Source organism: Microbacterium sp. GQ128 (assembly GCF_059758615.1).
The window spans coordinates 80442-94282 of record NZ_JCAXDY010000005.1; the positions used below are offsets into that span (position 1 = coordinate 80442).

General features: G+C 68.7%; 11 protein-coding genes. 10 read left to right on the forward strand and 1 reads right to left on the reverse strand.

Annotated features, from left to right (window positions below):
• The first annotated feature begins 22 nt into the window (after positions 1-22).
• From AC6CHX_RS16245 to AC6CHX_RS16280, 8 genes are read left to right on the forward strand one after another with little or no spacing between them, the layout of a single operon-like run.
• The gene (locus tag AC6CHX_RS16245) at positions 23-1672 is read left to right on the forward strand and encodes an ABC transporter substrate-binding protein (protein WP_498273661.1); all 1650 of its coding nucleotides are present in this window, start codon (positions 23-25) and stop codon (positions 1670-1672) included.
• Positions 1669-2649, forward strand: coding sequence for an ABC transporter permease (locus AC6CHX_RS16250; protein ID WP_021199908.1), 981 nt, complete (start codon positions 1669-1671; stop codon positions 2647-2649). Before AC6CHX_RS16245 ends, AC6CHX_RS16250 begins: the two co-directional genes overlap by 4 nt.
• Positions 2646-3560 carry an ABC transporter permease gene (locus tag AC6CHX_RS16255; RefSeq protein WP_498273662.1) on the forward strand — a complete coding sequence of 305 codons (915 nt, stop codon included), beginning with the start codon at positions 2646-2648 and terminating at the stop codon, positions 3558-3560. Before AC6CHX_RS16250 ends, AC6CHX_RS16255 begins: the two co-directional genes overlap by 4 nt.
• Complete coding sequence (locus AC6CHX_RS16260; RefSeq protein ID WP_498273663.1) at positions 3557-5284, forward strand: ABC transporter ATP-binding protein; 1728 nt, start codon at positions 3557-3559, stop codon at positions 5282-5284. Before AC6CHX_RS16255 ends, AC6CHX_RS16260 begins: the two co-directional genes overlap by 4 nt.
• 35 nt (positions 5285-5319) lie before the next feature.
• Entirely contained in the window at positions 5320-6489 is a 1170-nt protein-coding gene (locus AC6CHX_RS16265) for a glycoside hydrolase family 1 protein (protein ID WP_498273664.1), read from the forward strand.
• A gap of 21 nt (positions 6490-6510) precedes the next feature.
• Complete coding sequence (locus AC6CHX_RS16270; RefSeq protein ID WP_498273665.1) at positions 6511-8052, forward strand: molybdopterin-dependent oxidoreductase; 1542 nt, start codon at positions 6511-6513, stop codon at positions 8050-8052.
• A 39-nt stretch (positions 8053-8091) separates the two neighbouring features.
• Positions 8092-9684: a methionine--tRNA ligase gene (gene metG / locus AC6CHX_RS16275; protein ID WP_498273666.1), complete on the forward strand. Its 1593-nt coding sequence runs from the start codon at positions 8092-8094 to the stop codon at positions 9682-9684.
• A gap of 27 nt (positions 9685-9711) precedes the next feature.
• A complete protein-coding gene (locus tag AC6CHX_RS16280) occupies positions 9712-10596 on the forward strand; it encodes a TatD family hydrolase (protein ID WP_498273667.1) in 885 nt (294 codons plus the stop codon).
• On the opposite strand, the gene AC6CHX_RS16285 is transcribed toward AC6CHX_RS16280, so the two are convergent.
• Positions 10575-11840 carry an MFS transporter gene (locus AC6CHX_RS16285; RefSeq protein WP_498273668.1) on the reverse strand — a complete coding sequence of 422 codons (1266 nt, stop codon included), beginning with the start codon at positions 11838-11840 and terminating at the stop codon, positions 10575-10577. The two genes, AC6CHX_RS16280 and AC6CHX_RS16285, sit on opposite strands and share 22 nt — an antisense overlap.
• Before the next feature lie 71 nt (positions 11841-11911).
• Between AC6CHX_RS16285 and rsmA the strand changes: the two genes are divergently transcribed.
• Both rsmA and mgrA read left to right on the forward strand, forming a co-directional pair.
• Positions 11912-12772 (forward strand): 16S rRNA (adenine(1518)-N(6)/adenine(1519)-N(6))-dimethyltransferase RsmA, encoded by an 861-nt coding sequence (rsmA, locus tag AC6CHX_RS16290; protein ID WP_498273669.1) that lies wholly within the window; start codon positions 11912-11914, stop codon positions 12770-12772.
• Positions 12769-13836, forward strand: coding sequence for an L-glyceraldehyde 3-phosphate reductase (gene mgrA / locus AC6CHX_RS16295; protein WP_498273670.1), 1068 nt, complete (start codon positions 12769-12771; stop codon positions 13834-13836). Before rsmA ends, mgrA begins: the two co-directional genes overlap by 4 nt.
• Positions 13837-13841: the final 5 nt, after the last annotated feature.

Consider the following 13841-nt stretch of genomic DNA (forward strand, 5'->3'; position numbering starts at 1 on the left):
TGGCAGAACACCGAGAGGGCGCGTGATCCAGCGCTGGCGCAGAGCGGCGATCGTGGGCCTCGCGGCAGCAGCGGTCGCACTGAGCGGCTGCAGCATCCAGATCACGTCGCAACCCGATCCGTCGATCGGCGACGACACGATGCTGATCAACGCCGACAAGGGAAACCCGTTCTTCACGAAGAACTTCAACCCGTATCTCACCAACACGCGCACGGCGTCGCGGTGGATCTACGAGCCGCTGATCCTGGTCAACCCGCTCGACGGCACCCAGAACCCCTGGCTCGCCTCCGAATGGACCCAGCCCGACGCCCGCACCATCGTCATGACGATCCGCGACGACGTGGAGTGGAGCGACGGCGAGGACCTGACTCCCGACGACGTGGCCTTCACGTTCCAGCTCCTGAAGGACAACCCCGCGCTCGACATCAAGGGCGCGTGGCAGCACCTGGAGAGCGTCGAGACCGAGGGCGACGACGTGATCATGCACCTCCAGACCGAGGATGCGCCGTCGCTGCCGATCCTCGGCCAGACCATGATCGTGCCGGAGCACCTCTGGTCCGACGTGAAGGACCCTGCCACGTACCGCAACGAGACACCGGTCGGGACCGGGCCGTTCGTGCTGGGCAACTACAACGACCAGCAGTACTCGATGGACCGCAACCCCGATTACTGGCAGGCCGACAAGATCGAGATCGAGCACATCATCCTGCCCGCCACCAACTCGCAGCTCGACACCGTCAGCCGCGGGTACGACTGGGCCTACTCGTTCATCTCGGATGTTGAGGGCACCTGGGGTGCCGCGAGTCCGGACAACAAGTGGTGGTTCCCGCCGGGCGGTGTGATCGCCCTGATGCCGAACCTCGAGGTCGCCCCGTTCGACGACGTGAACGTGCGCCGAGGCATCGCGCTCTCCCTCGATCGCGAGGAGATCGCCGAGACCGCCTCCGAGGGCTACATGAAGCCGGCCGGTCAGACCGGACTCATCCTCCCGAACCAGGAGGAGTACCTCGACCCGAGCATCCCCGACGGCGGCATGATCACCCAGGATGCGGACGCCGCCCTCGAGGCCTTCGAGAAGGCCGGCTACACCCTCGACGGCGACCGGCTCGTGGACGCCGACGGCGAGCAGCTCGAATTCGCCCTCACCACGGCCAACGGCTTCACCGACTGGACCAGGGCCGCGCAGACCGTGCGCAGCCAGCTCGCCGAGGTCGGTGTGAAGGTCACGCTCAAGCTCCCGCAGCCCGCGGGCTACCAGAGCGCGATCAGCAACGGCGACTTCGAGATGGCGATCGGCGGCATGGGCAACGGCGACGTCTACCAGGCCTACAACAACCTGCTCTCGAGCGAGTTCTACGTGCCGTCGGGCGAACCGACCGCGAACAACTTCGAGCGCTACCGCTCGGATGACGTCGATGCGCTGCTGGCCGAATACCGCGAGACCGTCGACACGAACCGCCAGGCGGAGATCGTGAAGGAACTGCAGGGCGTCGTCTACGACGAACTGCCCGTGATCGGCCTGTACTACGGCGGCATCTGGGGTCTGTTCAACGACGCCAAGTTCACCGGCTGGCCCAGCGAGGAAGACCCGTACATGATTCCCCAGAACTACGACTCCGCGCCGCTGGGCATCTTCACGCGGCTCGAGCGAGTGAAGGAGGACGACAAGTGAAGTACGTGCTCCAGAAGTTCGGCCTGTTCGTGCTCACCCTGTGGGCCGCGGTCACCCTGAACTTCTTCCTCCCGCGCATGATGCCGGGCTCCCCGGCGGATGCCGCCATCGCCAAGCTGTCCCAGAACGGGCCGGTGTCGGATGCCACGCGCGCCGCCATCGAAGCCCAGCTGGGTGTGCCGACGGGTTCGCTGTGGGATCAGTACATCGCCTACCTCGGCCAGGTCGTCCGACTCGACTTCGGCGTCTCCTACACCTTCTATCCGCAGTCGGTGTCGAGCATGGTCTCGACCGCGCTGCCGTACACGATCGGCCTCGTCGGCATCGTCACGATCCTCGCGTTCGTGATCGGCACCCTGATCGGCGTCGCGGCCGCGTGGCGTCGAGGCACCTGGCTCGACACGCTGCCGACGCTGACCGGCTCGTTCCTCAGCACGTTCCCCTATTTCTGGACCGCGCTGCTGCTGCTGTTCTTCTTCGGCTACGTGCTGCACTGGTTCCCGACCACGGGCGCCTACTCCGCGACGACGACGCCCGGATTCACGTGGGAGTTCCTCGGCGACCTGCTGAGCCACGCGTTCCTGCCGGCCCTCACGATCCTGCTCACCTCCCTCGGCGGCTGGATCATCGGGATGCGCAACGCCATGATCAACACGCTCGGTGAGGACTACATCACCTTCGGCGAGGCGAACGGGCTGCACGGTCGCACGATCGCCCTCCGCTACGCCGCGCGCAACGCGATCCTGCCGAACCTCACCGGCTTCGGGCTCACGCTCGGCGGTGTCGTGGGCGGATCGATCCTCGTGGAGCAGGTCTTCGGCTATCCCGGAATCGGATACCTGCTCTTCAACGCCGTGATCGGGCAGGACTACCCGCTCATGCAGGCGCTCTTCCTGATGATCACCGTGAGCGTGCTCATCGCCAACTTCCTCGTGGACATCCTCTACGGGGTTCTCGACCCGAGGACACGCCGATGACTTCCACCATGAACGTCAAGATCCCCGCCGAGCGCATCGCCGCGCCCAGCCCGTGGCGCGCCTTCGGGCGCATGGTCGCCACCCTCTGGTCGAACGGCAAGGCCCGACTCGGCCTCTGCATCCTCGCCTTCTTCGTGCTGGTGGCGGTGTTCGCTCCGGTGCTCGCTCCCTACGGCGCGAAGGACAACGGCTTCGAACGCAACGCCGACGCCTCCTGGGAGCACTGGCTCGGGACGACGGCCGCGGGGGAGGACGTGCTCAGCCAGCTCATCTTCGGCGCGCAGGTCAGCCTCGTGGTCGGCTTCGCCGCCGGCATCCTCTCCACCATCGTGGCCGTGCTGATCGGCCTCAGCTGGGGGTACATGCGCGGTTTCCTCGGCGAGGTGGTCGGCTTCATCGTCAACCTCTTCCTCGTGATCCCGGGCCTGCCTCTCATGATCGTGATCGCCGCCTACCTGCAGAACGGCGGGATCCTGATGATCATCGCCGTGATCGTGGTGACCGGCTGGGCGTGGGGCGCTCGCGTGCTCCGCAGCCAGACCCAGTCGCTGCGCGGCAACGACTTCGTCACCTCGGCGCAGTTCTCGGGCGACAGCCGGACGCGCATCGTGTTCCGCGAGATCCTGCCGAACATGACGTCGATCATCGCCGGAACGCTCTTCGGGGCGGCGACGGCGGCGATCCTCGCCGAGGCGGGGCTGGAGTTCCTCGGACTCGGCGACTCCAGCATCGTCAGCTGGGGCACGATGCTCTACTGGGCGCAGAACTCCAATTCCCTGCTCACCGGGCAGTGGCTGCTGCTGTTCGCCCCGGGTCTGTGCATCGCACTGCTGGCTCTGAGCCTGACACTGATCAACTTCGGCGTGGACGGCATCTCCAATCCGCGCCTGCGAGAGGGGAAGGGCCGATGACCGCCATGGCACCCGAGACGACAACCACGGGCCACGACATCCTGCTCGACGTGCAGGGGCTATCGGTCGAATACGCGTCACCGGGAGCGACGCCGGTCGCCGCCGTCCACGACGTCTCGTTCTCGCTGCGTCGCGGGGAGTTCGTCGGACTGGTCGGCGAGTCGGGGTCGGGCAAGTCGACCCTCGGCTTCGCGCTGACGCGGCTGCAGAAACCGCCGGCGCGCATCAGCGGAGGCCGCATCCTCTTCGGAGGGCGCGACATCCGCGAGCTGGATGCCGAGGAGCTGCGTCGTCAGCGTCAGGGCGGTTTCGCCATGGTGCTGCAGTCGGGCATGAACGCACTGAACCCGGTGCGCACGGTGGGCAACCACTTCCGCGACATCTTCGCCGCCCACGGCCACGTGCCCAAGGGGGACCGGGATGCCCGGGCCCGCGAGCTCATCGGCAAGGTCGGGCTCGATGCATCGGTGCTCGCCCGCTACCCGGGGGAGCTCTCCGGCGGTATGCGCCAGCGCGCCTCGATCGCGCTCGCGCTTTCGCTCGAACCGCAGCTCATGGTGTTCGACGAGCCGACCACCGCGCTCGACGTGCTCGTGCAGCACGCGGTCATGGACACGATCAAGGAGCTGCAGCGGGCCGAGCAGTTCACGGCCATCCTGATCAGCCACGACCTCGGCATCGTGCTCGAGGCCACCGATCGGGTGATGGTGATGCACGAGGGACGCATCGTCGAAGACGCGCCGAGCATCGACATCCTGCAGCGGCCGCAGGACGAGTACACGCGGATGCTCCTGAGCCACTACGCCGACCCGCGGGCCAAGACCCTGTCGATCCCCGGCTTCGTCGACCTCGGCACACGGCGCAGCGAAGGCCGTGCGCGCACCGATGTCACCGAGACCCTGCCGACCGTGTCGTCGCGTGATTCGCGCCGTGCGGATGCGGCGATCGTGGTCGACGGGGTGTCGAAGCACTACGCGGCTCCGCGCCGTGGGCAGGAAGCGGTGACGGCGGTCGACGACGTGTCGTTCCGACTGGAACCGGGGGAGGCGCTCGCGCTCGTCGGCGCGTCCGGCTCGGGAAAGTCGACCATCGCCAAGATGCTCACCGGCGTCGAGAAGCCGACGTCCGGCACGGTCCGCTTCGGCGACACCGACGTGGCCACGCTCAAGCGACGAGGACTCCGTGATCTGCGCAAGGACGTGCAGATGGTGTTCCAGGATCCGTATGCGGCGCTCAACCCGCTGCACACCGTCGAGTACGCCCTCACCCGCCCGGTCATGAACTACACGAAGCTGCGCGGGCAGGAGGCGCGGGCTCGGGTGCTCGAGCTGTTGGAGACGGTGGGTCTCACCCCCGTCGAGCAGTTCGCGGCGAAGCTGCCGCATCAGCTCTCGGGTGGACAGCGGCAGCGCGTGGTGATCGCCCGGGCGCTCGCGAGCGACCCGCAGGTGCTGATCGCCGACGAGCCGGTGTCGATGCTCGACGTCTCGCTCCGCGCGGGTGTGCTGGCGCTGCTGGAGGATCTGCGCGAGAGGTGGGGCATCAGCATGCTCTACATCACGCACGATCTGCTCAGCGCGCGACTGGTCACGCAGAACATCCTGGTGCTCAACGGCGGCCGCGTGGTCGAACGCGGCGAGACCGCCGAGGTGCTGCAGCATCCGGAGGATCCGTACACGATCCAGCTGCTGGACGCCGTGCCCAACCCGGCACGAATTCACTGATCTTCCCGACGACATCCACAAAGAAAGGAGCACTCGTGCTCGCATTCCCCGACGGCTTCCTGTGGGGTGCCGCGACAGCGGCCCACCAGGTGGAGGGCAACAACACCACGAGCAACTGGTGGGCGATGGAACATGCGCCCGGCTCGCCCATGGTGGAGCCCTCCGGTGACGCCGCCGATCACTTCCACCGCTACCCGGAGGACATGCGGCTGCTCGCCGCGGCCGGGCTGAACTCCTACCGGTTCTCGGTGGAATGGGCGCGGATCGAGCCCGAGCGCGGCTTCGTCTCCCGGGCGATGCTCGACCATTACCGCCGCATGATCGACACGGCCCGCGAGAACGGGCTCGACCCCACGGTCACGCTCATGCACTTCACGGTGCCGCAGTGGTTCCAGAAAGACGGCTTCTGGCGCGCGGATGACGCGGTCGACCTGTTCGCCCGGTACGTCGAGACCGTGCTCCCGATCCTCGACGGCGTCGAGTACGTGTGCACCATCAACGAGCCGAACATCGCCGCGATGCTCGCCGGGGGAGAGGATGCCGCGAACCTCGTGGCCTTCGGCCTCCCGAACCCCGACCTCGCCGTGGCCGACACCCTGCTCGATGCGCACCACCGCGCCTCCGAGATCCTGCACTCGGTGCCGGGCGTCAAGGCCGGCTGGACGATCGCCACCCAGGCTTTCCTCTCCACCGGTGAGCCCGGCGCCGACGAGATGCTCGCCGAGTACGGCGACCCGCGCGACCACTGGTACCTGGATCAGTCGGCCGGCGACGACTTCGTCGGTGTGCAGGCCTACACGCGCACCTTCATCGGTCCGGAGGGCCCGCGCCCGGTGTCGCCCGATGTGGAGACGACGCTGACCGGATGGGAGTTCTTCCCCGAGGCGCTCGAGCTGGGTGTGCGCAGCGCGTGGGAGCGCAGCGGCGGTGTGCCGGTGCTCGTGACCGAGAACGGCATCGCGACCGCCGACGACACCCGCCGCATCGCCTACACGCAGGGTGCGCTCGAGGGGCTGCACCGCGCGATCTCCGACGGCATCGACGTGCGCGCGTACCAGCACTGGAGTGCGCTCGACAACTACGAGTGGGCCAGCGGCTTCGCCCCGACGTTCGGCCTGATCGGCTTCGACCGCGAGACGTTCGAGCGCTCGCCGAAGCCGTCGCTCGCCTGGCTCGGGGAGGTCGCGCGCCGCAACGCGCTCTGAGTTCGGGGTTACCCTCGGGACATGACCCCCGCGATGCACGCCAGGCGATCGGATACGCTCCGGGCCGCGGCCGCCGGTCTGGTCGCGGCCCTCGTCGCGGTCGGCCTGGCCGAGCTGGTCGCGGCGATCGTCGAGCCGAGCGCGAGCCCGTTCGCCGTGATCGGCAGCGGACTCATCGATCTCGCGCCGAGCTGGGCGAAGGACACGGCGATCGCGCTGTTCGGCACCGGCGACAAGGTGGCCTTGATCGTGGGCGTCGCCTTCGTCCTCGCGGTCGTCGCCGCGCTCGCCGGCATCCTGGAGCTGCGGCGCCCCCCGATCGGGGCCGTGATCCTCGCCGCCCTCGGCGCGCTCGCGGTGGTGGCCGCGATGATCCGCCCCGGCGCCGGGCCGTTCGCCTGGCTCCCCGGCCTCGTCGCCGGTCTCGTCGCGGTGATCGCCCTGCGGATGCTGGTGCAGCGGCTCCGGCCCGTCGCCGGACTGGCCCCTGATGACGTCGACCGGCGCCGGTTCCTGATCTGGACGACGGGTGCCGCGGCGGCGGGACTCGTGTTCCTGATCGTCGGGAACGTCGCGCGCGGGGCCACCCGTTCGATCGAAGCGGTCCGCGATGCGCTGCGGCTGCCGAAGGCCGCGCGAACGGCGGCACCGATCCCCGCGGGGGCAGACCTGAAGATTCCCGGCCTCGCTCCGGTCGTCACCCCGAACGCCGAGTTCTACCGCATCGACACCGCGCTGATCGTCCCTCGGATCGATCCGGCCGACTGGTCGCTGCGCATCCACGGCATGGTCGAGCGCGAGGTGCGCCTCACGTGGGACGAGCTGCTCGCCCTGCCGATGCAGGAGTCGGACGTGACGCTCGCCTGCGTGTCGAACGAGGTCGGCGGATCGCTGATCGGCAACGCCCGCTGGCTGGGCGTGCCGGTGCGGGAGCTGCTCGCCCGCGCGGGTGTCGACCCCGACGCGGACATGGTGCTGTCGACCTCGTCCGACGGCTTCACGGCATCCACACCGATCGAGGCCCTCACCGACGACCGCGACGCCCTGCTGGCCGTCGGCATGAACGGCGAGCCGCTGCCGATGGAACACGGCTTCCCGGCGCGACTCGTGGTCCCGGGGCTCTACGGCTACGTGTCCGCCACGAAGTGGGTCACCCAGCTGGAAGTCACCCGCTTCGACCGCGCCACCGCGTACTGGACCACACGCGGATGGTCTGAGCGCGGGCCGATCAAGCTGCAGTCGCGCATCGACGTGCCGCGTCGCGGCCAGTCGGTCCCGGCCGGTGACACGGTGATCGCGGGGATGGCGTGGCAGCAGCAGGTCGGCATCGCGGGGGTCGAGGTTCGTGTCGACGACGGGCCGTGGCGTCGTGCCGAGCTCGCGACCGCCATCTCCGCCGACACCTGGGTGCAGTGGAGCCTGGGCTGGACGGCGGAGAGCGGATCGCACACCATCGAGTGCCGGGCGCTCAGCGTCGAGGGGGAGACCCAGACGTCGGATCCGGCGCCGCCTGCACCCGACGGTGCACAGGGATGGCATCGCATCGACGTCTCGGTGGCCTGAGCGCGTAACCACCGGTGCCCGGACACCTAGAATTGCTCCATGCCCGCAGGCGAATCCTTCTACATCACCACGCCCATCTACTACCCGTCCGACGTGCCGCACATCGGCCACGGGTACACGACGGTGGCCGTCGACACGCTCGCACGGTGGCACCGCCAGGCGGGGGATGACACCTGGATGCTCACGGGCACCGACGAGCACGGTCAGAAGATGCTGCGCGCCGCGGCGGCGAACGGCGTCACGCCGCAGGAGTGGGTCGACAAGCTGGTCAGCGAGAGCTGGTTCCCGCTGCTGAAGACCCTCGACGTCGCGAACGACGACTTCATCCGCACGACGCAGGAGCGCCACGAGACGAACGTGCAGACGTTCTTCCAGCGGCTGTACGACCGCGGCTACATCTATGCGGGCGAGTACGAGGCGCTCTACTGCGTGGGCTGTGAGGAGTTCAAGCCGGAGTCGGAGATCGTCGACGGCACCGGTCCCTTCGAGGGGCTGAAGGTGTGCGCGATCCACTCGAAGCCGCTGGAGCTGCTGCAGGAGAAGAACTACTTCTTCAAGCTCAGTGAGTTCCAGGACCGTCTGCTCGAGCTGTACAAGACGCAGCCCGACTTCGTGCGCCCGGACTCGGCGCGCAACGAGGTCGTGTCGTTCGTGAGCCAGGGGCTCAAGGACCTGTCGATCTCACGCTCGACCTTCGACTGGGGCATCCCGCTGCCGTGGGACGAGTCGCACGTCATCTACGTGTGGGTCGACGCCCTGCTCAACTACGCCACGGCCGTCGGCTACGGCTCCGACGACGAGACGTTCGAGCGCCGCTGGCCCGCGTATCACGTGGTCGGCAAGGACATCCTGCGCTTCCACGCGGTGATCTGGCCCGCCCTCCTGATGGCGGCCGGGCTCGACGTGCCCAAGGGCGTCTTCGCGCATGGCTGGCTGCTCGTCGGCGGCGAGAAGATGTCGAAGTCGAAGCTCACCGGCATCGCGCCGACCGAGATCACCGACGTGTTCGGCTCCGACGCGTACCGCTTCTACTTCCTCTCCGCGATCGCGTTCGGCCAGGACGGCTCGTTCTCGTGGGAAGACCTGTCGGCCCGCTACCAGGCCGAGCTCGCGAACGGCTTCGGCAACCTCGCCTCGCGCACCACGGCGATGATCGAGAAGTACTTCGAGGGCGTCGTGCCGCCCGCGGCCGAGTACACCGAGAAAGACCTCGCGATCCAGAAGATCGTCGCGGACGCGGCCTCGAATGCGGATGCCGCCATCGCGCAGTTCCGCATCGACGAGGCGATCTCGGCGATCTGGACCATCGTCGACGCGCTCAACGGCTACATCACCGCGAACGAGCCGTGGGCGCTGGCCAAGCAGGCGAACAGCGGCGACGAGGACCAGCGCGCGCGCCTCGGCACCGTGCTGTACACCTGCGCCGAGGGACTGCGCGCTCTCGCTGTCCTGCTCTCGCCCGTGATGCCGCAATCGACCGAGAAGCTGTGGGTCGCACTCGGCGCCGCCGAGACCCTGGGCCGTCTGCAGGACCAGCCGCTCCGCGAGGCCGGAGCCTGGGGCGTGCTGCGCCCCGGCACCAGCGTCAACGGCCTCGCACCGCTGTTCCCGCGGGTGGAGTCCACGGCCTGAGCCAGGTCGGGGACGGAGAGGTCGGGCATGTCTATGTCGGGCACGTATGTGCAGCGCCGTGACGGCGACGGACGCAAGGATCTGAAGTATCCGGCCGCTCCTGAGCCGCTCACGGTCCCGGTGTACGACAACCATGCGCATCTGGAGATCGTCGACGGCGATGACCCGCTGTCGCTGACCGAGCAGCTCGATCGGGCGGCGGCCGTGGGCATCGCCGGCGTCATCCAGGCTTCGGGCGACATCGAGTCGTCGCGGTGGGCGGTCGAGGCCGCGGCATCCGATCCGCGCGTGCTCGCCGCCGTCGCCATCCATCCGAACGACGCGCCGACCTATGCCGAGCAAGGGCGCCTGGATGAGGCGATCGAGGTGATCGACGAGCTCGCGGCGCACCCGCGCACGCGGGCGATCGGCGAGACGGGACTCGACTTCTTCCGCACCGAGCCCGAGCGCCAGGCGCCGCAGTTCGCGTCGTTCGAGGCGCACATCGCGCTGGCGAAGAAGCACGGCATCGCGATGCAGATCCACGACCGCGACGCGCACGATGCCGTGTTGGAGACCCTCGACCGCGTCGGCGCCCCGGAGCGCACGGTGTTCCACTGCTTCTCGGGCGACGACGCCATGGCCCGCATCTGCGCCGATGCCGGGTACCACCTCTCCTTCGCGGGAAACGTGACGTTCAAGAACGCGCAGAACCTGCGGGATGCGCTGAAGGTCACCCCGCTCGACCGCATCCTCGTCGAGACGGATGCGCCGTTCCTCACTCCCGTACCCCTGCGCGGCCGCCCGAACGCGCCCTACCTCGTGCCGATCACCGTGCGCTTCATGGCAGCCGAGATCGGCATCGAGGTCGATGAGCTGTGCGCCCAGCTGGCCGAGAACACCCTGCGGGTCTACGGCTCGTTCGCCGACTGACTCTCCGGTTCGTCCACGGGCTTCGCCGACACGATCTGCGAGATCGGCTTCCACACCAGCAGCAGCGTGAGCGCCGCGCCGACGAAGGCGAACCACCAGGGTGCCGTGAGCCCCCAGACCTGGGCGATCACGCCGCCGAGCGCCTGGCCGACGACCATGCCGCCGAACACCCCGACCATGTTCACCGAGGCGACCCTGCCCTGCAGCTCGGCGGGGACCAGCCGCTGCCGCACGGTCGTGGAGATCGTGCCCCACACGAACGCGTAGGCGCCGAAGAAGAACATGATGACCAGGGCCACCCAGCCGGTCGTGGTGAGCGCGAACGACAGGTGCATGAGCACTTCGAGCGAGAGCACCACCCGCATCAGCGTCGCGAACGACACGTGCCGCTCCAGCCAGCCGAAGCTGAGGGTGGCGAGGATGCCGCCCGCCGCGGATGCCGTCGTGAGCGCACCATAGCCGACCGCGCCCATGTGCAGGTGTTCGGTCGCGTACAGCACGAGCACGCCCCAGGGCGCCGCCCAGGTGATGTTGAAGACCAGGATGATGATCACCAGCATGCGCACCGGTGGGTTGCGCCACAGCCAGCGGATGCCCTCGGCGATGTCGGTGTGCACGGGCGGGTGGGTGTCGGTCTCGCGAGGCGGGACGGGCGTCTTCGCCATGCGCGAGATGAGGACGACGGCGAAGCTCACACACACGACCTCGAGCAGGAAGGGCCACGCGGAGCCCGCGGCGAACAGGAACGCCCCCAGCGGCGGGCCGGCGAACTGATTCGCGACGAGGTACCCGGCCTGCAGGCGGGCGTTGCCGATGCCGAGGTCGGCGGGCTTCACGAGCATCGGCAGCAGCGTGCTGCCCGCTGTGTCGACGAAGACCTCGGCGGTGCCGTAGAGGAATGCGACCGCGAGCACGATCCAGATGTTCGCGACGCCCGTGACGAGGAACACGCAGAGCGCCGCGAGCACGACGGCTCGTGCGGCGTTGGCGAACATGACCAGGCGGCGTCGGTCGAAGCGGTCGGCGATCGCCCCGGCGTGCAGGCCGAACAGCAGCCAGGGGAGGAACTGCAGGATCGCGCCGGCCGCCACCAGGATCGGCGATGAGGTCATCGAGGCGATGAGCAGGGGGGCCGCGGCGAGTGCCACGCCGTCGCCGATGTTGCTGGTCCACGACGACGCGAGGAGCCAGCGGAAATCGCGGCCCATGCGGCGGGGCGCGACGAGTTCACCGAGAGAAGGCACCAGAGAACAATACAGAGGGCGGGGGACATCGGCGGGCGGGGGACACCGCGAGAGTAGGGGACAATGGCAGGATGACCGTCACCCTGCTCGGCGCCACCGAGATCCGCCGACTCGCCGCCGAGCTCGACGTCACTCCGACCAAGAAGCTCGGCCAGAACTTCGTCACCGACGCGAACACCGTCCGCAAGATCGTGCAGGCGGCCCGTGTGCAGCCGCACGAGCGCGTGGTCGAGGTCGGTCCGGGGCTCGGCTCCCTGACTCTCGCGATCCTCGAGACCGGGGCATCCGTCACCGCCGTCGAGATCGACCACCGCCTCGCGGCACGCCTCGCGCAGACCGCCGCCGAGCACGGTGTCGAGGCCGACCGGCTCACGGTCGTCGACGCGGATGCCCTCCGCATCACCGAACTGCCGGGGGAGCCCACCGTGCTGGTGGCGAATCTGCCGTACAACGTCTCGGTCCCGGTGCTGCTCCACTTCCTCGAGAACTTCGCGTACCTGCAGCGCGGCGTCGTGATGGTCCAGGCCGAGGTCGCCGAGCGGCTGGCCGCCAAGCCGGGCTCGAAGATCTACGGCTCGCCCAGCGTCAAGGCCGCCTGGTACGGCGAGTGGAAGCTCTCGGGCAACGTCTCGCGCCAGGTGTTCTGGCCGGTGCCGAACGTCGACAGCCTGCTCGTGGGCTTCGACCGCTCCGAGGGGGAGCGCGGCACGGAGGAGGAGCGGCGTCGCACGTTCCAGATCGTCGATGCGGCCTTCAACCAGCGTCGCAAGATGCTCCGCCAGGCGCTGTCGGGCATCTTCGGCAGCTCGGCAGCCGCCTCCGAGGTGCTGATCGCCGCCGGCGTCGCGCCGACGGCCCGCGGCGAAGACCTCACGGTCGAGGACTACCAGCGCATCGCTCAGCAGGCACCAGGGACTAATCTGGCACCGTGACCGACTCCCCCCGCTTCCGTCCCGATGTCCCCGAGCTGCACCGCCCGTACGCGGCGAACGAGAGCCGCTATCAGCAGTTCTCCTACCGCCAGGTCGGCACGTCCGGTCTGTACCTGCCCCCGATCTCGCTCGGCCTGTGGTGGAACTTCGGCGACAACATCCCGCTCGACAACCAGCGCGCCCTGTTGCGGCACGCGTTCGACCGCGGCATCACGCACTTCGACCTGGCGAACAACTACGGCCCGCCCTACGGTTCGGCCGAGAAGAACTTCGGCCGCATCTTCGCCGAGGACTTCCGCCCGTACCGCGACGAGCTGATCATCTCGTCGAAGGCCGGCTGGGACATGTGGCCCGGCCCCTACGGCGACTTCGCCAGCCGCAAGTACATCCTCGCGAGCGCCGAGCAGTCGCTGACCCGGATGGGCCTCGACTACGTCGACATCTTCTACTCCCATCGTGTCGACCCCGTCACGCCGATCGCCGAGACCGTGGGCGCGCTCGACACGCTCGTGCGCCAGGGCAAGGCTCTCTACGTGGGCATCTCCTCCTACAGCGCCGAGCGCACGGCCGAGGCCGTCGCCGTCGCGAAGGAGCTGGGTACGCCGCTGGTCATCCACCAGCCGGCCTACTCGATCCTGAACCGCTGGGTCGAAGACGGCCTGACCGACACCCTCGAGCAGTCGGGACTGGGCGCGATCGCCTTCACGCCGCTGGCACAGGGGCTGCTCACCGACAAGTACCTCGGCGACGGCACGGCCGAGCGTGCGCAGAAGCGCGGCTCGCTGCCGGACGGCCGCCTCACGGACGAGGCCGTGCAGACCCTGCGGTCGCTGAACGAGGTCGCGCAGGGGCGCGGCCAGTCTCTCGCGCAGCTGGCGCTGCAGTGGACGCTGCGCAATCCGGTCGTCGCATCGGCGCTGATCGGGGCCTCGCGTCCGGAACAGCTCGACGAGAACATCGCGGCCGTGAACGGTCCGGCCTTCACGACCGAGGAGCTGGCCCGCATCGACGAGCTCGCGGGTGCCATCGACGTCAACCTGTGGGCGAAGTCCTCGGAGCTGTGATCCGA

What these genes read in the sequence shown, in the direction of transcription:
- AC6CHX_RS16280 (WP_498273667.1), top strand. Translation starts at nt 9,712, where the DNA reads ATGTCTATGTCGGGCACGTATGTGCAGCGCCGTGACGGCGACGGACGC.
- metG (WP_498273666.1), top strand. Translation starts at nt 8,092, where the DNA reads ATGCCCGCAGGCGAATCCTTCTACATCACCACGCCCATCTACTACCCG.
- AC6CHX_RS16255 (WP_498273662.1), top strand. Translation starts at nt 2,646, where the DNA reads ATGACTTCCACCATGAACGTCAAGATCCCCGCCGAGCGCATCGCCGCG.
- AC6CHX_RS16260 (WP_498273663.1), top strand. Translation starts at nt 3,557, where the DNA reads ATGACCGCCATGGCACCCGAGACGACAACCACGGGCCACGACATCCTG.
- rsmA (WP_498273669.1), top strand. Translation starts at nt 11,912, where the DNA reads ATGACCGTCACCCTGCTCGGCGCCACCGAGATCCGCCGACTCGCCGCC.
- AC6CHX_RS16270 (WP_498273665.1), top strand. Translation starts at nt 6,511, where the DNA reads ATGACCCCCGCGATGCACGCCAGGCGATCGGATACGCTCCGGGCCGCG.